23 protein-coding genes are annotated in these 20753 nt (G+C 71.9%); 11 read left to right on the top strand and 12 right to left on the bottom strand.

Translation table 11 applies throughout. The features are described from left to right. Positions 1–119 precede the first annotated feature (119 nt). Positions 120–2426, top strand: a complete 2307-nt coding sequence (locus ACFT4A_RS10205) for a glycoside hydrolase family 3 N-terminal domain-containing protein (RefSeq protein WP_382827619.1) — start codon at positions 120–122, stop codon at positions 2424–2426. Positions 2427–2435: 9 nt separating this feature from the next. Here ACFT4A_RS10205 and ACFT4A_RS10200 read toward each other — a convergent pair whose 3' ends face one another. The 4 genes from ACFT4A_RS10200 to tsaB are packed head-to-tail and all read right to left on the bottom strand — an operon-like array spanning position 2436 to position 4948. Then, positions 2436–2693 (bottom strand): hypothetical protein, encoded by a 258-nt coding sequence (locus ACFT4A_RS10200; protein ID WP_382827617.1) that lies wholly within the window; start codon positions 2691–2693, stop codon positions 2436–2438. Further along, positions 2690–3799, bottom strand: a complete 1110-nt coding sequence (gene tsaD / locus ACFT4A_RS10195) for a tRNA (adenosine(37)-N6)-threonylcarbamoyltransferase complex transferase subunit TsaD (RefSeq protein WP_382827615.1) — start codon at positions 3797–3799, stop codon at positions 2690–2692. The genes ACFT4A_RS10200 and tsaD overlap by 4 nt, the downstream gene beginning before the upstream one ends. After that, positions 3792–4283: a ribosomal protein S18-alanine N-acetyltransferase gene (gene rimI / locus ACFT4A_RS10190; protein ID WP_382827739.1), complete on the bottom strand. Its 492-nt coding sequence runs from the start codon at positions 4281–4283 to the stop codon at positions 3792–3794. Before rimI ends, tsaD begins: the two co-directional genes overlap by 8 nt. Before the next feature lie 11 nt (positions 4284–4294). Then, entirely contained in the window at positions 4295–4948 is a 654-nt protein-coding gene (gene tsaB / locus ACFT4A_RS10185) for a tRNA (adenosine(37)-N6)-threonylcarbamoyltransferase complex dimerization subunit type 1 TsaB (RefSeq protein ID WP_382827613.1), read from the bottom strand. A gap of 214 nt (positions 4949–5162) precedes the next feature. Between tsaB and ACFT4A_RS10180 the strand changes: the two genes are divergently transcribed. The 6 genes from ACFT4A_RS10180 to ACFT4A_RS10155 all read left to right on the top strand — a co-directional run bounded on the left by ACFT4A_RS10180 (position 5163) and on the right by ACFT4A_RS10155 (position 9574). Next, the gene (locus ACFT4A_RS10180) at positions 5163–5717 is read left to right on the top strand and encodes a hypothetical protein (protein WP_382827611.1); all 555 of its coding nucleotides are present in this window, start codon (positions 5163–5165) and stop codon (positions 5715–5717) included. A 403-nt stretch (positions 5718–6120) separates the two neighbouring features. Beyond that, positions 6121–6324 (top strand): cold-shock protein, encoded by a 204-nt coding sequence (locus tag ACFT4A_RS10175; RefSeq protein ID WP_189725621.1) that lies wholly within the window; start codon positions 6121–6123, stop codon positions 6322–6324. A gap of 189 nt (positions 6325–6513) precedes the next feature. Further along, positions 6514–8016, top strand: a complete 1503-nt coding sequence (locus ACFT4A_RS10170; RefSeq protein ID WP_382827609.1) for a DEAD/DEAH box helicase — start codon at positions 6514–6516, stop codon at positions 8014–8016. A gap of 87 nt (positions 8017–8103) precedes the next feature. Further along, positions 8104–8337, top strand: coding sequence for a hypothetical protein (locus tag ACFT4A_RS10165; RefSeq protein WP_382827737.1), 234 nt, complete (start codon positions 8104–8106; stop codon positions 8335–8337). A 48-nt stretch (positions 8338–8385) separates the two neighbouring features. Next, positions 8386–8697, top strand: coding sequence for an SCO5918 family protein (locus ACFT4A_RS10160; protein ID WP_382827607.1), 312 nt, complete (start codon positions 8386–8388; stop codon positions 8695–8697). Positions 8698–9220: 523 nt separating this feature from the next. Next, entirely contained in the window at positions 9221–9574 is a 354-nt protein-coding gene (locus tag ACFT4A_RS10155; RefSeq protein WP_382827605.1) for a MerR family transcriptional regulator, read from the top strand. A gap of 22 nt (positions 9575–9596) precedes the next feature. Here ACFT4A_RS10155 and ACFT4A_RS10150 read toward each other — a convergent pair whose 3' ends face one another. The 5 genes from ACFT4A_RS10150 to ACFT4A_RS10130 form a co-directional block, all read right to left on the bottom strand. Beyond that, positions 9597–9764 (bottom strand): hypothetical protein, encoded by a 168-nt coding sequence (locus tag ACFT4A_RS10150; protein ID WP_382827603.1) that lies wholly within the window; start codon positions 9762–9764, stop codon positions 9597–9599. Between the two features lie 177 nt (positions 9765–9941). Further along, positions 9942–10460, bottom strand: coding sequence for a tRNA (adenosine(37)-N6)-threonylcarbamoyltransferase complex ATPase subunit type 1 TsaE (gene tsaE, locus ACFT4A_RS10145; RefSeq protein WP_184591390.1), 519 nt, complete (start codon positions 10458–10460; stop codon positions 9942–9944). Beyond that, positions 10429–11688 carry an alpha/beta fold hydrolase gene (locus ACFT4A_RS10140; RefSeq protein ID WP_382827602.1) on the bottom strand — a complete coding sequence of 420 codons (1260 nt, stop codon included), beginning with the start codon at positions 11686–11688 and terminating at the stop codon, positions 10429–10431. Before ACFT4A_RS10140 ends, tsaE begins: the two co-directional genes overlap by 32 nt. A gap of 122 nt (positions 11689–11810) precedes the next feature. Then, positions 11811–12980: an alanine racemase gene (gene alr, locus ACFT4A_RS10135; RefSeq protein ID WP_382827601.1), complete on the bottom strand. Its 1170-nt coding sequence runs from the start codon at positions 12978–12980 to the stop codon at positions 11811–11813. Between the two features lie 141 nt (positions 12981–13121). Beyond that, positions 13122–14558, bottom strand: a complete 1437-nt coding sequence (locus ACFT4A_RS10130; RefSeq protein WP_382827599.1) for an NAD(P)H-hydrate dehydratase — start codon at positions 14556–14558, stop codon at positions 13122–13124. A 218-nt stretch (positions 14559–14776) separates the two neighbouring features. On the opposite strand from ACFT4A_RS10130, the gene ACFT4A_RS10125 reads away from it, so the two are divergent. Then, positions 14777–15946: a hypothetical protein gene (locus ACFT4A_RS10125; RefSeq protein ID WP_382827597.1), complete on the top strand. Its 1170-nt coding sequence runs from the start codon at positions 14777–14779 to the stop codon at positions 15944–15946. Positions 15947–15996: 50 nt separating this feature from the next. Here ACFT4A_RS10125 and ACFT4A_RS10120 read toward each other — a convergent pair whose 3' ends face one another. Further along, positions 15997–17001, bottom strand: a complete 1005-nt coding sequence (locus ACFT4A_RS10120; protein WP_382827595.1) for a BtrH N-terminal domain-containing protein — start codon at positions 16999–17001, stop codon at positions 15997–15999. A gap of 82 nt (positions 17002–17083) precedes the next feature. Here ACFT4A_RS10120 and ACFT4A_RS10115 point away from each other — a divergent pair, with 82 nt between their 5' ends. Further along, positions 17084–17356, top strand: coding sequence for a hypothetical protein (locus ACFT4A_RS10115; protein ID WP_382827593.1), 273 nt, complete (start codon positions 17084–17086; stop codon positions 17354–17356). A 14-nt stretch (positions 17357–17370) separates the two neighbouring features. Here the strand turns inward: ACFT4A_RS10115 and ACFT4A_RS10110 are convergent, their stop codons facing one another. Next, positions 17371–17742 (bottom strand): holo-ACP synthase, encoded by a 372-nt coding sequence (locus ACFT4A_RS10110; RefSeq protein ID WP_382827591.1) that lies wholly within the window; start codon positions 17740–17742, stop codon positions 17371–17373. Between the two features lie 48 nt (positions 17743–17790). Between ACFT4A_RS10110 and ACFT4A_RS10105 the strand changes: the two genes are divergently transcribed. Continuing rightward, positions 17791–18465 carry an ankyrin repeat domain-containing protein gene (locus tag ACFT4A_RS10105; RefSeq protein WP_382827589.1) on the top strand — a complete coding sequence of 225 codons (675 nt, stop codon included), beginning with the start codon at positions 17791–17793 and terminating at the stop codon, positions 18463–18465. Positions 18466–18576: 111 nt separating this feature from the next. Next, positions 18577–18837 (top strand): hypothetical protein, encoded by a 261-nt coding sequence (locus tag ACFT4A_RS10100; RefSeq protein ID WP_382827587.1) that lies wholly within the window; start codon positions 18577–18579, stop codon positions 18835–18837. A 68-nt stretch (positions 18838–18905) separates the two neighbouring features. Here ACFT4A_RS10100 and glmS read toward each other — a convergent pair whose 3' ends face one another. Then, a complete protein-coding gene (glmS, locus tag ACFT4A_RS10095) occupies positions 18906–20753 on the bottom strand; it encodes a glutamine--fructose-6-phosphate transaminase (isomerizing) (protein WP_382827585.1) in 1848 nt (615 codons plus the stop codon).

Genomic DNA, 20753 nt, shown 5'->3' with positions numbered 1-20753 from the left:
GGCGCCATAGGTTCCCGGAACATTCGGAGCACATAACGAAACATTCGTAGATGCGTTCGTGAGAACCGCTCGTCAGCACCGTTCGTGAGAGGGCCGTCCGTCCACCCGACAGGAGCTTCATGACCACCGCGCCCTGGCGTGACCCCGCGCTGCCCGCCGCCGCCCGCGTCGACGACCTGCTCTCCCGGATGACCCTGGAGGAGAAGACCGCCCAGCTGTACGGCGTGTGGGTGGGCGCCTCGACGGACGGCGACGGAGTCGCTCCGCACCAGCACGACATGAGCGTGGACCATGACTGGGACGAGCTGATCACGCGCGGCCTGGGCCAGCTCACCCGCTCCTTCGGCACCGCCCCCGTGGACCCGGCGCTCGGCGTGCGGGCCCTGGCCCGCGCCCAGCGCCGGATCACCGAGGCCGGCCGCTTCGGCATCCCGGCGATCGCGCACGAGGAGTGCCTGGCCGGCTTCACCGCCTGGCAGGCCACGGCCTACCCGGTCCCGCTGGCCTGGGGTGCGACCTGGGATCCCCCGCTGGTCGAGGAGATGGCCCGCCGGATCGGCGACGACCTGCGCTCGGCCGGTGTCCACCAGGGCCTCGCGCCCGTGCTGGACGTCGTACGCGATCCGCGCTGGGGCCGGGTGGAGGAGACCATCGGCGAGGACCCGTACCTGGTCGGCACGGTCGGCTCGGCCTATGTGCGGGGCCTGGAGTCGGCCGGGGTCGTCGCCACGCTCAAGCACTTCGCCGGGTACGCGTCCTCGGCGGGCGCCCGCAATCTGGCCCCGGTGCGGGCCGGTGTCCGCGAGTTCGCTGACGTCACGCTCCCGCCCTTCGAGATGGCGCTGCGCGAGGGCGGGGCGCGCTCGGTGATGGCCGCCTACACCGAGCGGGACGGCGTCCCGGCCTCGGCGGACCCCGAGCTGCTGACCGGGCTCCTGCGCGAGGAGTGGGGCTTCACCGGCACGGTCGTCGCCGACTACTTCGGCATCGGCTTCCTGCAGACCCTGCACCGCGTCGCCGGCACCCCGGCCGAGGCGGCCCACGCGGCCCTCGAAGCCGGCATCGACGTCGAACTGCCCACCCTCAAGTGCTACGGCGATCCGCTGCCGGCCGCCGTCCGGTCGGGCCAGGTCCCCGAGGAACTCGTGGACCGCGCGGCCCGCCGCGTCCTGCTCCAGAAGTGCGAGCTGGGCCTGCTGGAAGAGGACTGGACCCCGGAGCCGGCCACCGAGGTGAACCTGGACTCCACGGGCAACCGGATCCTGGCCCGCCGTCTGGCCGAGGAGTCGGTGGTCCTGCTCGACAACCCCGACGGCCTGCTCCCGCTGGCCCCCGACACCCGGATCGCGGTGGTCGGCCCCCGGGCGGCCGACGCCCTGGCCATGCTGGGCTGCTACTCCTTCCCGTCCCATGTCCTCACCCACCACCCCGAGGTGCCGACCGGCATCGAGATCCCGACCGTCCTGGACGCCCTGCGCACCGAACTCCCCGACGCCAAGGTGACGTTCGCACAAGGGTGCGAGGTGACCGGCCCGGACACCTCGGGCTTCGAGGAGGCCATCGCCCGCACCGCCGAGGCGGACGTGTGCGTGGCGGTCCTCGGCGACCGGGCGGGCCTGTTCGGCCGGGGCACCTCGGGCGAGGGCTGCGACGCGACGGACCTCGGCCTGCCGGGCGCCCAGGGCGAGTTGCTGGACGCGCTGATCGCCACCGGCGTGCCCGTGGTCCTGGTCCTGCTGACCGGCCGGCCGTACGCCCTCGGGCGGTGGCACGGACGCCTGGGGGCCGTCGTCCAGGCCTTCTTCCCGGGGGAGGAGGGCGGCCCGGCCGTCGCGGGCGTGCTGTCGGGCCGCGTGAACCCGTCGGGCCGGCTCCCCGTGAGCGTCCCGCAGGTCCCCGGCGGCCAGCCCTGGACGTATCTCCAGCCGCCGCTCGGCCTCGCGGGCGAGGTCAGCAACCTGGACCCGACCCCGCTGTACGCGTTCGGCCACGGCCGCTCGTACACGGCGTTCGCCTGGGAGAGCAGCGACCCCGATCCTGTCGAGGTCGGCACGGACGGCTCGTACGACGTGTCGGTGACCGTCCGCAACACGGGCGACCGCGAGGGCGCGGAGGTCGTCCAGCTGTATCTGCACGACCCGGTGGCGTCCGTGACCCGCCCCGACATGCGGCTGATCGGCTACCAGCGGGTGACGGCGGCCCCGGGCGAGGCGGTCCGGGTGACGTTCCGCTTCCACGCGGACCTGTCGTCCTTCACCGACCGCGCGGGCCGGCGGGTGGTCGAGCCGGGCGCCCTGGAACTGCGGCTGGCGGCATCGAGCGCGGACGTACGGCACACCGCGCGCATCACTCTCACGGGCCCGGTCCGGGTGCTCGGCACCGACCGGCGGCTGCGCTGCGATACGGAAGTCAGCGGCGCGGGGTGACCGGGCCGCTCAGTCCACGCCCACCGACTCGAAGCGCCACCGGTGCACGGCCCGGGTCACCAACTCCCCGTCGGGCTCGGGCAGCTCCGGCAGCTCGGCGTCGTACGGGGCGTCCCACCAGGTGAGGACGAGGACCCGGTCCTGGGGGGCGCGCAGGGTCTCCCGGCGCAGCGGCTCGCGGGGCAGCTCCTGGGCGCGTGCCCAGGCCAGCAGCTCCTCGCCGCGCCCGGGCACGGCCCGCGCCTCCCACATCAGGGCGACCGTCACGGGTAGAGGTTCTCCTTGCTGACCTCGTGCACATGGTCGTGGCCGTGGTCGTGGCCCTGGTGATTGCCCGGCACATGAGGCTCCGTCACCGGCAGTGAGGAGTCGGCCGGCAGGTCCCAGCTCGACGCGGTCCGGTTCCGGGCCACCATCTCGGCGCCGAGCGCGGCGACCATCGCCCCGTTGTCCGTGCACAGCTTGGGCCGCGGCACCCGCAGCCGGATCCCGGCCGCCTCGCAGCGCTCCTGGGCCAGGGCGCGCAGCCGGGAGTTGGCGGCCACACCGCCGCCGATCATCAGGTGGTCGACGCCCTCGTCCTTGCAGGCCCGGACGGCCTTGCGGGTCAGCACGTCCACGACCGCCTCCTGGAAGGAGGCCGACACGTCCCGTACCGGGACCTCCTCCCCCGACGCCCGCTTGGCCTCGATCCAGCGGGCCACGGCCGTCTTCAGCCCCGAGAAGGAGAAGTCGTAGGCCGGATCGCGCGGGCCGGTCAGGCCGCGCGGGAAGGTGATCGCGTTCGGGTCGCCCTCGCGCGCGTAGCGGTCGATGACCGGGCCGCCCGGGAAGCCGAGGTTCAGCACCCGGGCGATCTTGTCGAAGGCCTCGCCGGCCGCGTCGTCGATGGTCGCGCCCATCGGGCGGACGTCGGAGGTGATGTCCGAGGAGAGCAGCAGCGAGGAGTGGCCGCCGGAGACGAGCAGCGCCATGGTCGGCTCGGGCAGCGGACCGTGTTCGAGCTGGTCCACGCAGATGTGCGAGGCGAGGTGGTTGACGCCGTACAGGGGCTTGCCGAGCGCGTACGCGTAGGCCTTGGCGGCCGAGACGCCGACCAGCAGGGCACCGGCGAGGCCGGGGCCGGCGGTGACGGCGATGCCGTCGAGGTCGCGGGCGCTGACGCCCGCCTCCTTCAGGGCGCGGTCGATGGTGGGGACCATCGCCTCCAGGTGGGCGCGGCTGGCGACCTCCGGGACGACGCCGCCGAAGCGGGCGTGCTCGTCGACGCTGGAGGCGATGGCGTCGGCCAGCAGAGTGGTGCCGCGGACGATGCCGACGCCGGTCTCGTCGCAGGAGGTCTCGATGCCGAGGACGAGTGGTTCGTCAGCCATTGATCTCGGTTCCTTGTACGGAAGTTGAAGGGTCGGTGAGGCGCATCACCAGGGCGTCCACGTTCCCGGGCTGGTAGTAGCCGCGCCGGAAGCCGATGGGTTCGAAGCCGAAGCGCTCGTAGAGCTTCTGCGCGCGGACGTTGTCGACGCGGCACTCCAGCATCACCTCGGCGCACTCGAAGGCGGTCGCCGCGCGCAGCAGCTCGGCCAGCAGCAGCCCGCCGAGGCCGGTGCCCCACAGGTCCCGGGCGACGGCGATGGTCTGGACGTCGCCCTGCTCACCGGTGGCGACGAGTCCGGCGTACCCGGTGATCCGGCCGCCGTCCTCGGCGACCACGTACCGCCGGGTCGCCTCCGGCCCGCGGGCGTGGGCCAGTTCGGACCAGAACATGCCGCGCGACCAGGCGTCCTCGGGAAACAGCTTCCGTTCCAGTTCGAGCACGGGGTCGATGTCCCACCAGCGCATCTCACGCAGCGCACACATCACGGGTTCGGTCACTTGGGGGTGACCACCTTGTAGTTCTTGGGGACCTGGGCGTCCGGGCGGCGCAGATACAGCGGCCGGGGCGCGGGGAACTCGTCGCCCGCGGCCAGCTTCTCGGCGGCCAGCCGGGCGAGGGCGGCGGCGGACACGTGCTCGGGCTCGTGCGCCTTGGGGAACGTGTCGGGGTAGAGCAGCGCGCCCGCGCCGACCGCGGGCAGGCCCTTGACCTGCTCGGCGATGTCGGCGGGCCGGTCGACGGCCGGGTCGGTGAGACGGGTGCGGGAGTCGGCGTAGCGCGCCCAGTACACCTCCTTGCGGCGGGCGTCGGTCGCCACGACGAACGGGCCCTCCAGATCGGCGGCGAAGGCGAGGCCGTCCAGCGTGCACACGCCGTGCACGGGGACGCCGAGCGCCAGCCCGAAGGTCTCGGCGGTCATCAGCCCGACGCGCAGCCCGGTGTACGGGCCCGGACCGATGCCGGCGACGATCCCGGTGACGGCGTCCAGCTTCAGGCCGGCCTCGGCGAGCACCCGGTCGATCGCCGGCAGCAACAGTTCCCCGTGCCGTCGCGCGTCCACCTGACTCGACGAGGCGATGACGTCGCGGCCGTCGTGCAGCGCGACGGTGACGGCGGGTGTGGCGGTATCCAGAGCGAGCAAGAGCACGCAAACAGCCTACGGCTCCGCGGGGCCGGTGTCGGACGCCTTGCCCTGCGCCCACCGAGCGGGCTCCGCGACCGCGACGTGCCCGGCATCGCGCGGCACGCGGGACGTTCGACACGGGCCCCGGCCCGGCGTGAGGCGCACCTGCCAGGCCGTCACCTGCTGCTACCGTCACCTACCGTCACGGCAGGGACGTACGACGCGGAGGTGGCCGCCGGTGGCAGTCAGCAGCTCGGGAATCGTGGCCGGGCTCACCGCCGCGGCCCTCGCGTCGGTCGGCTATCTGGCCTACCAGGCGTCGGCGACCGCCCCGGCCGGTCCGGGCAGGCCGCAGGCGGGTGCCTCACCGAAGGCCGGCGCCTCGAAAGCGCCCCGGACCAAGAAGGACCCTTCCGCGCTGCCCGGCGGCTCCGGCAAAGGCGCCAGGGTCGTGTACTCCCTGGGCGGCGACCGGGTGTGGCTGGTCGGCACGGACGAGGTGGTCACGCGCACGTTCGAGGTCGACCCGAGCGCGGTGGATCCGGCCCCGGGCAGCTACTCGGTGACGTCCCGCTCCAACGCGATCACCGGCTCCGACGGCATCCCCGTCGAGCACGTCGTGCGCTTCACCAGCGTGGACGGCGTGGTCATCGGCTTCAGCGCGGCCGTGCCCGGCTCGACCGCCACCCCCGACCCGAAGGTCCGCACGGGCGGCATCCGCGAGTCACGCGTGAACGGCGACGCGATGTGGACGTTCGCGACGATCGGCCGCAGGGTCGTCGTGGTCCGCTAGTGCGGTGACCGCACAGGACAGAGCGATGTGACCTTCATCGCGACAGCGGGGGTCTCAGCGCGCTCGCCGTCAGCCCGTCCGTCCATGATGACGGGAGCGGCACATGGATCATCGACGGAGGTCATGGCGCTGCGCCGGAAGTGATCGGCAGGAACACTTCACCCGTGCGGAACCAATATCTGTATCCGTGACGTGAGAAATAGCTGCGGTCCGCTGCGAGTATTCCTCAACCGCAGACCGGATCGGAATTTTCGACCGCACAGGGCCAATACCGCCGTGCTAATGTCGATCTCAGTTGCAGGTGTGGTTGCCAGAAGGTTCATTTTCCGACGGTTAATCAGCACGGCGACGCGGAATCCGCACAGGGCGAATTCCGACACATCGTCTCCGAAGGAGAAATGACATGGCTACTGGCACCGTGAAGTGGTTCAACGCGGAAAAGGGCTTCGGCTTCATCGAGCAGGACGGCGGCGGCGCCGACGTCTTCGCCCACTACTCGAACATCGCCACCCAGGGCTTCCGCGAGCTCCAGGAAGGCCAGAAGGTGTCGTTCGACATCGCGCAGGGCCAGAAGGGCCCGACGGCCGAGAACATCGTTCCCGCCTGACACCGGCGGCAACGCATACTTCGCAGCTGGGGCCCGCACCTTGGGGTGCGGGCCCCAGCTCGCTGCATTTCAGGGCGTCGACTCGCCGCCCATCATCTCCGGCTCGTTCTCGCGATTCTCTGCGCCGTTCACTTTGCTGCGGAAATTCCTTGCTACGTGCCTAAGTGCCCACATCGAGGAAGGTTCCGCTTGAACCGCGCACGCACCGACCGCACGACCCGTTCGACCCGCACCTATGACCGCTCCCGGGGTGCTGCCGCCCAGCGCTCGGGAGCGCCGCGGCGTTCCAACGGCTACGAGCGCCGACCGGCCGCACGCCAGGGCGAGTTCGCACTGCCGAAGACGATCACGCCCGCGCTGCCCGCCGTCGAGTCGTTCGCCGACCTCGCCCTGCCGGCGCCGTTGCTGGCCGCGCTCGGCCACGAGGGCGTGACCGTACCGTTCCCCATCCAGGGGGCGACCCTGCCGAACTCCCTCGCCGGACGTGACGTGCTCGGCCGCGGCCGCACCGGGTCGGGCAAGACCCTCGCCTTCGGCCTCGCGGTGCTGGCCCGCACGGTGGGCCGGCGCGCGGCGCCACGGCAGCCGCTCGCCCTGATCCTCGTCCCCACCCGCGAGCTGGCCCAGCAGGTGACCGACGCGCTCACCCCGTACGCCCGTTCCGTGCGGCTGCGGCTGGCGACCGTGGTCGGCGGGATGTCCATCGGCCGGCAGGCCGGTGCGCTACGGGCCGGGGCGGAGATCGTCGTCGCGACGCCGGGACGACTCAAGGACCTCATCGATCGTGGTGACTGCCGACTGGACGACATCGCCATCACCGTCCTCGACGAGGCCGACCAGATGGCCGACATGGGCTTCATGCCCCAGGTCACCGCCCTGCTCGACCAGGTGCGTCCCGAAGGGCAGCGGATGCTCTTCTCGGCCACCCTGGACCGCAACGTCGACCTGCTGGTCCGCCGCTACCTGACGGATCCGGTGGTCCACTCCGTCGACCCGTCAGCGGGCGCTGTCACCACGATGGAGCACCACGTGCTCCACGTGCACGAAGCGGACAAGTACCGGACAACCACCGAGATCGCGGCGCGAGACGGCCGGGTGATCATGTTCCTGGACACCAAGCACGCCGTGGACCGGCTGACCACACATCTGCTGAACAGCGGTGTCCGAGCCGCGGCGCTGCACGGTGGCAAGTCCCAGCCCCAGCGCACCCGGACCCTCACCCAGTTCAAGACCGGACATGTGACGGTGCTGGTGGCGACCAACGTCGCGGCCCGTGGTATCCACGTCGACCACCTCGATCTGGTCGTCAACGTGGATCCGCCGAGCGACCACAAGGACTACCTGCACCGCGGCGGCCGTACCGCCCGCGCCGGCGAGTCCGGCAGCGTCGTCACCCTCGTGACCCCCGGCCAGCGCCGCGGCATGAGCCGGCTGATGGCTTCGGCCGCCATCACTCCCCGGATCACCGCGGTACGTTCGGGTGAAGCGGAACTGAGCCGCATCACGGGCGCCCAGGCCCCCTCCGGTGTCCCCGTCGTCATCACCCCGCCCGCCGTGCCCCGCCCCCGCCGCGCCGCGTCTTCCGCGGCTGCCTCGTCCCGAGGCCGCCACGACCGTCCCGCCCAGGGGCGCGCCACCGGGCGAGCCGGGCGGCGCAGGCCGCAGCGGTCCGCCTTCGACCCGACGGCCTAGAGCGCGTCGATCAAGAGCTCACCCATCTCCGAGGAGGCAGCGTTGACACAGGTTCAGGCACGACGACACCAGGCGGATCTCTCCCTCATGGCCCTGGCCGACGACATGGCCGCGTCCGGCCTCCGGGTCCGGGACGACATGACCGTAGAGGTCGCGCTGTCCGTCATGGCCGGCGCCCGGGTCGAGTACCTCTTCCTGTGCGACGCGGACGACCAGTGCACGGGCTCGGTCACCCGGGCCGAACTCGCCGTGCACCGCGGCAGTGCCACGTACACGGACCGGATCCGTCTACGGGACGTCGTCCTCACCCTCTCCCACTGATCCGCCTCGGCCCGATCAGCCCGTTCTCCTTCTCCCCGTGGGGGCCTCATGCGCTGTGTCATCGCCCGGTACCCGTTCGACCTGACCAAGAGCGGAGTGCTGGCCTCGATGAAGGGCGTCACACCCGAACTCGTCACGGCTGAGTTCGTGGCCATCGGCCGCCGCCGCTACCCCGTCAAGCAGGTCGGCGAGGTCATCACCCGGCAGGACCGCCGCGACTTCACCAGCGGCGAGGTCCTCCGGGCCATGACCCGTCTCGGCTTCACCTGCCACGACCACGTCAAGACCGCGGCCGCGCAGGTCTCCACTCCGCTCCAGACGGCGTCGGCACTGCTCGGCGCCCCGCCCCTGGAGGTATGAGGAAGGGCGGGCTACCGCCACCAAGATCCCGATGAGGGCCCTGCCGACGCGCGTCGGCAGGGCCCTCATCGCCGTCTCACGCCCGTCGGCCACAGGCAGTCTTCGCCTCCAGGGAGCGAAAATCTACTCTTGCCAGAGTAGACATTGAGCTTTGGCTCGGTTAGCATTTTTCTTGTAGACGAGGTCGAGCGAACCCGGCAGACATGAACTGGCGGGTGCAGTACTCGAGTAGTTCCGCAGTACCAGTTCGCCCAGTGGTTGGTTCAGAGGAAGGACGGAGGAGCAGACGCCATCAGGATCGCCCGGCCCGAGGAGCACTCGGCCCGGGTACCGCAAGACCCCGGATTGGAAGGTGGTCCCCGGTCACGCACCGCGATCCCCGCACCCCCCTGCTTCAGGGCCGGTAGCGGAAAACAGAAGGTCGGCACAGCATGAGGGCCGACAGATGGTGTTGAATTTCCTTCGGGGCCCTGGTGCCGTACGGCACCAGGGCCCCTCGACGCGTTGGGCACATCGAGGTGACATGACAGCAGATACCCCACTCAGTAATCGTCTGGACGACGACGACTACCCCGCGTACACGATGGGGCGGGCCGCCGAGATGCTCGGCGCCACCCCGGCCTTCCTCCGAGCCATCGGTGAGGCCCGGCTGATCACTCCGTTGCGCTCGGAGGGCGGACACCGCCGGTACTCCCGCTACCAGTTGCGGATCGCGGCGCGCGCCCGCGAACTCGTCGACCGAGGCACCCCGATCGACGCCGCGTGCCGCATCGTCATCCTCGAGGACCAGCTCGAGGAAGCTCAGCGCATCAACGCCGAGTACCGCCGCCGCGCCGGGCACGAAGCGCCCGACGGTTCCGCTCCCGATCCCGGCTGAGCACCCGCCCGGGACACAAGTTTCAAGCCGCTTCGCGGTGCACGGGGGCCCGCTCCGAGAAATCCGGCTCGGGAGCGCGCGGGGGTGTGGAGACCAGGGCCGCCGCCTCGCCGGCCGCCAGCAGGTCACGCATGGACACCCCGGCGACCGCGAACGGCTGCGGCTGCCCCTTGCTCTCTGTAGCCGACATGGACGCCTCCCGAAGGGCCGGGGCAACGAAGTTAGGTTCACCTAACCACGGACTGGATACCATGTGACCACGCACAAGACGCCGAACGCAACATCTTGCCGACGTCTTGTCGGAACGTTCATCAAAAGACCGCACACCGCGCCGTACGCGGCTCAGGAACTCACGCGGCTCACGGACTCACGCGGCGAGCACGCTCAGGTCCGCCGACGCCCAGCGTTCGCCCACACCGGTGATCGTCATCTGCCGGACCTCGTCGGTCGTGTCGCCCACCGCGCGGTGGATGACGACCTGGAGCCGGTCCTCGGTCAGCTCCTCGACCTTGCCCTCGCCCCACTCCACGACCATCACGGACTCGGGCAGCGAGACATCGAGGTCGAGGTCCTCCATCTCGTCGAGCCCGCCGGAGAGCCGGTAGGCGTCGACATGGACCAGGGGCGGCCCGTCGCCCAGCGAGGGATGCACCCGGGCGATCACGAAGGTCGGCGAGGTGACGGCCCCGCGCACGCCGAGCCCCTCCCCCAGCCCACGGGTCAGTGTCGTCTTGCCCGCCCCGAGCTCTCCGCTGAGCATCACCAGGTCACCCGCGCGCAGCAGTTTCGCGAGCCGGCGGCCCAGCTCCCGCATCTGCTCGGGGGACGTGACGACGATCTGGACGGATCCGGGCTCAGCCGGGCTGTGCGGTGCTGGTGCTTCCATAGCCCTTCACGGTAGCCCCTGCGGGCACGGCACCCGTGCGGGTGAGCAGGTCGGCGAGGCGGTCGGTGACCACCTCCGGGTGCTCCAGCATCACCAGATGCCCCGCGTCCGGCACCAGCACCAGCTCGGCGTCCGGCAGCAGATCGGCGATGGCCTCGCTGTGCTCACTGGGCGTGACCAGATCCTGCACCCCGGCCAGGACGAGGACCGGCATGTCGGCGAAGCACCCGAGCGCCTCGGTCTTGTCGTGGTCGTTGAACGCCGGGTAGTACTCGGCGACCACGTCGATCGGCGTGCTCTCGATCATCCGCTCGGCGAACCGGGCGACGGCCGGATCGACGTCCCGGGACGCGAAGGAGTACCGCTTGATGATCCCGGCGAACAGGTCGGCGGTGGCCCGGCGCCCCTTCTCCACCAGGTCGGCCCGCTGTCCCAGCGCCTTCAGCACGCCGGGCAGCACCCGCCGCACCGCGTTGACGCCGGCGACCGGGAGTCCGTAGTTGACCTCGCCGAGCCGCCCCGACGACGTCCCCACGAAGGCGACCCCGACGACCCGCTCGCTGATCAGCTCGGGGTACTGGTCGGCCAGCGCCATCACCGTCATGCCGCCCATCGAGTGGCCGACCAGCACGATCGGTCCCTCGGGGGCGGCCGCGTCGATGACGGCCTTGAGGTCGCGTCCCAGCTGCTCGATGGTGACCGGCTCGTCGTCCCGCGCCTGTGCCACGCCCCGCGCGGACCGGCCGTGGCTGCGCTGGTCCCAGTGCACGGTCCGTACGACACCGCGCAGCGCGGCCCGCTGGAAGTGCCAGGAGTCCTGGCTGAGGCAGTAGCCGTGGCTGAAGACGACCGTGACGGGCGCGGGTGCCTTGCGGCCGAAGAGCCGTCGGCGGCGCGGGCCGATGGCGGCGGGGGCGGCCTCCGGGTCGATGTCGTCGACCTCGTAGTACAGCTCCGTACCGTCGTCGGCGAGCGCTTTGCCGGGCATGCCGCGCAGCGAGCCGTAGGGTCCCGCCGAGTCCAGGGCGAGCCGGGCCTTCTGGCGCATGCCCCGGCCGACCGTCATCCGTTCCAGGGCGACACCGGCGGCCGCGCCCGCGGCCACCACGCCTATCGCGACGCCGGCGATGCCGGTCGCCCGCCGCCAGCCTCCCGCGGCCCCCGCGGCGGAGGCCGCGACGGCCGCGGAGGCTGCGTTCGCTACGGCCTCCGCACTGCTCTCGCTCACGTACCGCTCCTCTTCGCCGGGGTGCTGATCAGGTTCGTTGTCATGGGACGGCCGGGTGATGCCGTTGGTGCCACTGTTGTCAGGGTGCCTGTTGTTTCTCGCGTGACGGCTCCCTGTGCGAGTTACCCGTCCTGTTCCTCATTCACATAGACGCGAGGAACGCGCGTTCCGATCCGCGTCACGATCTCGTAGGCGATGGTTCCGGCCGCCTGGGCCCAGTCCTCGGCGGTGGGCTCACCACGGTCCCCGGGCCCGAAGAGCACCGCCTCGGCGCCCGCCGCGGGCGCGTCGCCGCCCAGGTCCACCACGAACTGGTCCATGGCGACCCGTCCCGCGATCGTGCGCCACTTGCCCTCGACCAGGACCGGTCCGGCCGAGGAGGCGTGCCGCGGGATGCCGTCCGCGTAGCCCAGCGGGACGAGGCCGAGGGTGGTCTCGCCGGGGGTCACGTACCCGTGGCCGTAGCTCACGCCGTGCCCGCCCGGTACGTGCTTGACCAGGGCGAGCGAGGCGGACAGCGTCATCACCGGGCGCAGCCCGAAGTCGGCCGACGTGCCGAGCTCGGGGCTGGGCGAGATGCCGTAGGTGGAGATGCCGGTGCGGACCAGGTCGAAGTGGCTCTCGGGGAGCGTGAGCGTGGCCGGCGAGTTGGCGATGTGCCGGACCTCGGGCCGGGCGCCCCGCTCCTCGGCGTACGCGACCATCTCCCGGAAGAGGGTGAGCTGGGCGGCGATGGAGGGATGGCCGGGCTCGTCGGCGCAGGCGAAGTGCGACCAGAGCCCCGTGACGCGCAGGAGTCCCTCGGCCTCGGCGCGCAGGGCCCCGTCGACCAGCCGGGCCCAGTCGTCGCCGGGCTGGCAGCCGCCCCGCCCGAGCCCGGTGTCGGCCTTGAGATGCACCCGCGCGGGCCGTCCGGCGAGCCGGGCCGCCGCGGTGACCTCGTCCAGCGCCCACATCGCGCTGACGGACACGTCGAGGTCGGCCTCGATCGCCTCGCGCCAGGGCCCGCCGGGCGTCCACAGCCAGCACATGATCCGGCCCGGCAGCCCGGCGGCCCGCAGGGCGAGGGCCTCCTCGGGCGTGGCGGTGCCCAGCCAGTCCGCCCCCGCGGCGACGGCGGCGCGGGCGCACGGCACAGCCCCGTGGCCGTACGCCTCGGACTTCACCACGGACATCAGGGCCGCGCCCGGCGCGTGGGCGCGCAGGGCCCGCACATTGGCCCGCAGGGCGGCCAGATCGATCTCGGCGCGGGCCCGCAGGGGCGCGGTCCGCGGGGCTGTTCTCTCGCTCATCGCGAACAGTGTCTCAGAGCGGCCCGGCACTGCCGGGGCAGCGGCCCCGCAATGTCAGCCCGTCCGGCACTCGAGGACGTGGCCGTCCGGGCCGAAGCGGGGGGCACCCTCACCCCGTGGGCCCCCACCGCACCCACTCCCTCACCCAAGAACATTCCGCCACGCCACCGGAACCGCGTCCGCCACGTCATGCGCCCCCACCGGCGCCCCGTCCGCCGCCAGCCTCCCGGCGAGCCCGTGCACATACGCCCCCACACTCCCGGCGTCCACCGCGCACAGCCCCGCCGCCAGCAACGACCCCGCCAGCCCGGACAGCACGTCCCCGCTCCCCGCCGTGGCCAGCCAGGACGTCCCCGTCGCATTCACCCGCACCGCCCCGCCCCCCGAGTCGGCGACCAGCGTCGTGGACCCCTTGAGCAGCACGGTCGCCCCGTACCGCCCCGCCAGCTCCCGAACCGCCGCCAGCCGGGCCCCCTCGACCTCCCCGCGCTCCACGCCGAGCAGCGCCGCCGCCTCACCGGCATGCGGCGTCATCAGCGTCGGCGCCCTCCGCCCCCGTACGGCCTCCGCGTCGGCCAGCCGCAACCCGTCCGCGTCGATCAGCACCGGCACGTCCGCCGCCAGCACCTCCCCCACCGTCGCCGCGTCGTCCCCGGCCCCCGGCCCGACGACCCACGCCTGCACCCGCCCGGCGTGCTTCGGCCCCCGGTCCGACACGAGCGTCTCGGGATACCGCGCGATGACGGCGTCCCCGGCCGGCCCGACGTAGCGCACGGCCCCGGCCCCGCCCCGCAACGCCCCCGAGACGGCCAGTACGGCGGCGCCCGGGTAGCGCGCGGACCCGGCGGCGATCCCGACGACACCCCGCCGGTACTTGTCGCTCTCGGCCCGGGGCACCGGCAGCAGCCGCGCCACGTCCGCGTGCTGCAACGCCTCAAGGTCCGGCTCGACCGGCAGCTCCAGGCCGATGTCGACGAGCCGCACCGACCCGGCGTACTCCCGCGCCGGGTCGATCAGCAGGCCCGGCTTGTGCGTCCCGAACGTCACCGTCAGATCGGCCCGGACGGCGACGCCGCGCACCTGCCCGGTGTCGACGTCCACCCCGCTCGGCAGATCGACGGCGACCACGGCGCCCCGCGCCCGCCCGGCGGCCGCGGCCAGCGGCACGGCGTCCGGCCGCAGCCCGCCCTTCCCGCCGATCCCGACGATGCCGTCGAGGACGAGGTCCGCCCGCTCGATCAGCTCCTCGACGCCACCGCCACCGGCTTCCACGACCCGGCCCCCGGCCCGCCGCAACGCCGCGAGCCCCGCCGTATGCGCACGCTCCGGCGCGAGCAGCGCGGCGGTGACTCCGGCCCCGCGCCGGGCCAGCCGGGCCCCGGCGTACAGCGCGTCACCGCCGTTGTCGCCGCTCCCGACCAGCAGCACGACCCGGCTGCCGTACACCCGTCCGAGCAGGTCGGCGCAGGCGGCGGCGAGTCCGGCGGCGGCGCGTTGCATCAGCGCCCCCTCCGGCAGCCGCGCCATCAGCTCCCGTTCGGCGGTCCTGACCGTCTCCACGCTGTACGCACTCCGCATGCGGTCGAGTTTCCCGTACGACCGCCCGGCCACTCCCGCGCAACTCGCGCACGGGCGAACCCGCCGTACCTCGGACGCCTCACAACCGTGCCGCGTCCCGCCCAACTGCGAGGCCCACCAGACCCATTGACGCTGTGCACGCCCTTTGCCAGACTCACCGGCCGCAGGCGCAGAAAGCGCTTGCACACCCCCCACGTCCGACGAAACCGAGGCCCCCCATGGGACGCAGATCCGCCTTCCTCGCCGCCGCCGGTGCCACCGCCCTCCTCACCGCCGCCGGCACCCTGACCGCTCCCGCCGCCGCCACCACCTCGGCCGCCGCCCCCACGCGAGCGGCGGCCTGCGGAGACGGCTCCTTCCAGGCGGAGGCCGTGCAGAACGGCGCCAACTGGACCGCCCGGCGCGGCGGCAGCACGGTCTACACCGGCACCGACCTGCGCGCCGCCGTCCAGGCCGCCGTCAACAGCCTCACCTCGGGCCGGACCGCGAAGGAGCGGGTCGTGGTCCGCGGCTCGGGCTCGATCCCGGCGGGTTCCCGCATCTCGCTCCCCAGCTACACCGTCCTCGACGTCTGCGGCACGATCGATGTCACCGGCAGCGGCTCGGGCGACCAGGCGCCGGTCTACTCCCGCGGCACACGCGACATCGAGGTGCAGAACCTCAAGCTCACCGGCACCCCGCTCTACGGCATCTTCCTGCGCAACGTCCAGAACGTGGTGCTCGGCCAGATCGACATGCGCCTCTCCCGCGGCCTGGGCGTCCGGATCGACAACCGCGGCGACACCAGCCAGTGGACGCGCAACGTCCGCATCGACAACGTCTATGTCTCCGGCGCGTCCAGCCACGCGGTCGAGACCTACGGCGTCGACGGCCTCACCGTCGGCACGGTCACCGCCCGCAACGTGGGCGAGTCCGGCCTGCTGCTCAACCAGACGATCAACGCCAACGTCACCAAGGTCGACGCGGAGAACGCCGGCACCGGCACCGGCTACGCCGCCTTCCGCATGGCCAACCGCAACGGCCGGGTCGGCAGCGGCTACCCCACCAACATCCGCGTCGGCGAGGTCATCGCCCGGGGCGGCGGACGCGGCGTGTTCTGCGTCTCGGAGAGCGGCGGGGCGACGATCAACAAGGTGACGCTGTCCAATACCGGCAACAACTCGGTCCTGATCGAGAACTGCTACAACGTCAATCTGGCGGCCCAGAGCGGCACGATCACGGGCGGCGGCGAACTGCGCCTGGCCGCCCGCTCGGAGTTCCCGAACAACAAGGACATCACCGTCCAGAACCTGACGGTCACCAACTCGGCCATCAGGGAAAGCCCGTGCGGCGAGAACACGACGTTCCGCAACATCACGCGGGTGAACAGCAGCCAGTCGATCTGCTGACGCCCGCCCGTCCGCGGAGCCCTCGCCTTCACCCGGCGGAGCCCTCGCCCTCACCCGGCGGGGGCTTCACCGCGCAGCCCGCTCAGCGCCCGCATGGCGTCGCGCTCGATGCGCGCGACGTCGGACAGGACGGCGCCCGCCCGCACGAGACACTCCTCATCGCCCGACTCGCCGGCTCGCGCGATCAGGGCCGCGACATCCGTCCACAGCGCGGCCGCCTCGGAGTACAGCCTGTGCCCGGTGCGGAGATGCCCGCTGTCGATCCACTCGGCGCATTCGGCGAGGAAGTCGCGGTAGAGGTTGCGGAACAGGGCACCTCCGGTGCCGGCCTTCTCCATCAGGGTGGCGGCCTGCGGCAGGTCCCGCTGGGGGGTGTCGGTGCGCTGGAGCCAGCGGGGCAGGAGCTTCCCGGCCTTGTCGATGCCCCGGTGACCGAGGTTGGCGATGGGCGGGCCGAGAAAGGCGTCCGCGCAGGCGGTGATGGCGGGAACGATCCGGTCCCGCGGGGCGGGCGGCTTCCCCGGGGCGGTCAGAACGAAGGACCGGTGCCGGGCGGTCATCGGCCCGCGTGCGGCCCTGGCCCGGGCAAGGCCGGCCAGGCTGGTGGACACGGCCCCGCCCTGCTGAACGGTGTCCACCAGGTAGGCGTCCTGCTCGTCGTAGCCGTACAGGGCGACGACATGGCCGCCGAAGTGCACCTTCGAGGTGAAGTAGTCCAGATGGTAGCTGTCGAGCTGCAGCCCGACGGGGCGACCGGCGTCGATGGCCGCCGCCACGTTCTCCCATCCCTTGCGGGCGGATCCGGTCTCCCGCACCACGAGCCCCAGCCCGAGCCTGTCGGCCAGGTTCCTGGTGAGCTCGAAGGGCTTGACCCGCCCTCCGAGGAACGGGAAGCCCATGTTCTTGCTGTCCCAGTAGACGAAGGACAGGCCGGAGCCGAGGCCGAAGAGCATGGGCTCGGACAGATCGATGCCCTGGTGCCGCAGCAGCACTCCCAGTGCCGTCGTCTCGCAGTGCTGCGCACCGCGGGTGTCGATGCCTTCCACCATGGCCATGCCGAGCCTCCCGGGAGTCCGTTACGATCGACGTACGATTTGAACTCGTTCAAAAAGTCGCTCTCCGACGGGAGGCCAGACCATGGCCGGATCCACCGCGTCCACGGCAACCGACACACCCGCCACCGCCCTTGGCCCCACGGCACTCGTCCTCGGCGCCTTCTCCGCCGTGGGCACATGGGCGTTCCTGATCCCCTGGACGGTGATGGCCGGTGCGCTGGCCATCACGTTCGGCGCGATGGGCATCCACTACGCCCGCAGGGGCACGGGCCGGCTGTGGCCGGCGGCGACGGGCACGGCGCTGGGCGCGGCGGGCTTCATCGGCACCGTCACCCTGCTGTGGGCGATGTACTGACCCACCGGCCCATGTCACGCCTCCGCGATGACAACCGCCGAGGCCACCCCGGCGTCATGGCTCAGGGACACGTGCCAGGACCGCACTCCGAGCTCGGCGGCCCGCGCGGCGACGGTCCCGGTCACCCGCAGCCGGGGCCGCCCACTGTCCTCGACGTACACCTCGGCGTCCGTCCAGAGCAGCCCGGCCGGGGCACCGAGCGCCTTGGCCAACGCCTCCTTGGCGGCGAACCGCGCAGCGAGAGAGGCGACCCCCCGCCGCTCCCCACTGGGCAGCAGCAACTCCCGCTCCACGAACAGCCGCTCGGCCAGCGCGGGCGTACGCTCCAGGGACGCGCCGAACCGCTCGATCTCGGCGACGTCGATCCCGACCCCGATGATGCTCATGCGCAGCACCCTACGGTGACGCCACGGCGTTTCCTCGCGCTGACTAGCATGATCAACATGGATTGGGACGGCCTCACCGACCGCGACCGCTACGGGGACTGGTACCTGAAGGCTCGGGACCGGTTCTCGGACAGGGCCCGGGACGCCGACTGGGACGGCCTGTTCGGGGAGCTGGAGGAGAATCCCGGGTACGTCAATCTCGCCCGGCCCGGGAACCGCAGTGGATTCGCCCCGCTGCACCAGGCCGCCTGGCACGGTGCCGGCGTGACCGTCGTCTCCCGGCTGATCGCGCACGGCGCCTGGCGCACGCAGCGCACCCGGGACGGACGGCTCCCCATGGATGTCGCACGGGAGCGGGGCCACACACACCTGCTGGAACTCCTGGAGCCGGTCGCGGTGCGGCGGCTCCCCTCCCCCTCCGACACGCTGGAGCACCACTTCCACGCGATGCTGCGGGAGCGCACCGGCAGCTGCTTCGACAAGATCGAGCACCTGCTGCCACCGCTGTCTCCCCTGACGGAGGGTCTGGACGTGCGGATCTTCTTCCGGGTGGTCGGCATGATGGGCGGTTTCCACTACCGCCTCCACGCGGACACCGTGCATGTGCACGGCAGCTCGCGGATGGACGCCGACAACGGGGACTTCTACCAAGTGACCCCCGACGGCTGGACCAAGCTCCCCTACAGTCCCAGACCGCCGGCGCCTTGGAGCTTCCCGTACTGAGGGCCCCGCACGTTCCCGGCAGCAACCTTCAGTCGCTTCACGGAAGCCCTCCGCGCCGAACTCCGAGCGGACACCCCCAAGTCTGAACTCCCTCACGGGAGAACGCAGACCATGAAGTGGAAGTCCCTGGGCACCGCACTGACCACTGCGGCCCTCATCGGCACGGCCCTCACGGGCGCCGTCGCCACCGCCGGCACCGCCGCCTCGGCGACGAAGCCGGACTGCGGCAGCGCGCTGACCAACGTGAAGCCCAAGTCGAGCGCCACGGCTCTCGGCACCTGGGGCAAGGGCCAGAAGGGCGGGGTCTGCTTCGGCGGCCCCAACGGCACCAGCAAGGAAGGCTGGGTCCCCGCGACCTGCCTGCCCATCTGAGCCTGAGCATCTGACGGCCTGACCGGCTGACCCAGGGGCGAACGGAACTCAGCCGTTCGCCCCCACTCTCACTCCACCGTCACCGACTTCGCCAGGTTCCGAGGCTGGTCCACGTCGTTGCCACGAGCCGTCGCCAGCTCGCACGCGAACACCTGAAGCGGCACCGTCGCGACGAGCGGCTGCAGCAGAGTCGGCGTGACGGGAATCCGGATGAGGTGATCGGCGTACGGCACCACGGCCTCGTCCCCGTCCTCCGCGACGACGATCGTCCGAGCCCCTCGCGCCCGGATCTCCTGGATGTTGGACACGATCTTGTCGTACAGCACGGACCGCCCTCGCGGCGACGGCACCACGACGACCACCGGCATGTCCTCCTCGATCAGGGCGATCGGACCGTGCTTCAACTCCCCCGCCGCGAACCCCTCGGCGTGCATGTACGCCAGTTCCTTGAGCTTCAGCGCGCCCTCGAGCGCCACGGGATACCCGACATGCCGCCCCAGGAACAGCACCGTGTCCTTGGAGGCGAGCGAACGGGCCAGCTCCCGCACCGGCTCCATGGTCCCGAGGACCTGCTCCACCGCACCGGCGATCGAGGACAGGTCGCGGATCACGGCCCGGATCTCGTCGCCCCACTTGGTGCCGCGCACCTGGCCCAGATACAGCGCGACCAGATAGCAGGCCACCAACTGCGTCAGGAACGCCTTGGTGGACGCGACCGCGACCTCCGGCCCGGCGTGCGTGTACAGCACCGCGTCGGACTCGCGCGGGATCGTCGAGCCGTTGGTGTTGCAGATGGCCAGGACCTTGGCGCCCTGCTCACGGGCGTGGCGCAGCGCCATCAGCGTGTCCATGGTCTCGCCGGACTGCGAGATGGCGATGACCAGGGTCTGCGCGTCCAGGATCGGGTCCCGGTACCGGAACTCGCTGGCCAGCTCCACCTCGCACGGGATGCGCGTCCAGTGCTCGATGGCGTACTTGGCGATCATCCCGGCGTGGAAGGCCGTACCGCACGCGACGATGACGACCTTGTCGATCTCCCGCAGCACCCCCTGGGGAATCCGCACCTCGTCCAGGGTCAGCGACCCGGAGCCGTCGATCCGGCCCAGCAGCGTATCGGCGACCGCCTTGGGCTGCTCGGCGATCTCCTTGAGCATGAAGTAGTCATAGCCCCCCTTTTCCGCGGCCGACGCGTCCCAGTCGACGTGGTACGACCGGACGTCGGCAGGCAGTCCGTCGAACCCGGTCACCGTCACGCCGTCCCGGCGCAGCTCCACCACCTGGTCCTGTCCCAGCTCGATCGCCGACCGCGTATGGGCGATGAACGCGGCGACGTCCGAGGCGAGAAAGGCCTCGCCCTCTCCAACGCCCACCACCAGCGGCGAGTTCCGCCGCGCGCCCACCACCACGTCCGGCTCGTCGGCATGCACCGCGACCAGCGTGAAGGCGCCCTCCAGCCGCCGGCACACCAGCCGCATCGCCTCGGCGAGATCCGCGCACGACGAGAACTCCTCGGCGATCAGATGCGCGACGACCTCGGTGTCCGTCTCGGAGCCCAGCGCGTGGCCCCGCTCCTCCAACTCGGCCCGCAGCAGGGCGAAGTTCTCGATGATGCCGTTGTGCACGACGGCGACCCGGCCCGCGTTGTCGAGGTGCGGGTGGGCGTTGGAGTCCGTCGGCCCGCCGTGCGTGGCCCACCGGGTGTGCCCGATCCCCGTCGCACCGGTCGGCAGCGGCCTGCCGTCCAGCTCCTTCTCCAGATTGAGCAACTTCCCGGCCTTCTTCGCCGCCGCCAGCCCACCATCGGCCAGCACGGCGACACCCGCCGAGTCGTACCCCCGGTACTCCAGCCGCTTCAGCCCGGCCATCACAACCTCGAGCGCGGACTGCGGCCCCACGTATCCCACGATTCCACACAT

Origin of the sequence: Streptomyces sp. NPDC057099 (genome assembly GCF_042671245.1) — a bacterium.
Lineage (GTDB): Bacteria > Actinomycetota > Actinomycetes > Streptomycetales > Streptomycetaceae > Streptomyces > Streptomyces purpurascens.
Note: the sequence above shows the minus strand (reverse complement) of the source record. Positions and strands in the feature narration are given on the sequence as shown.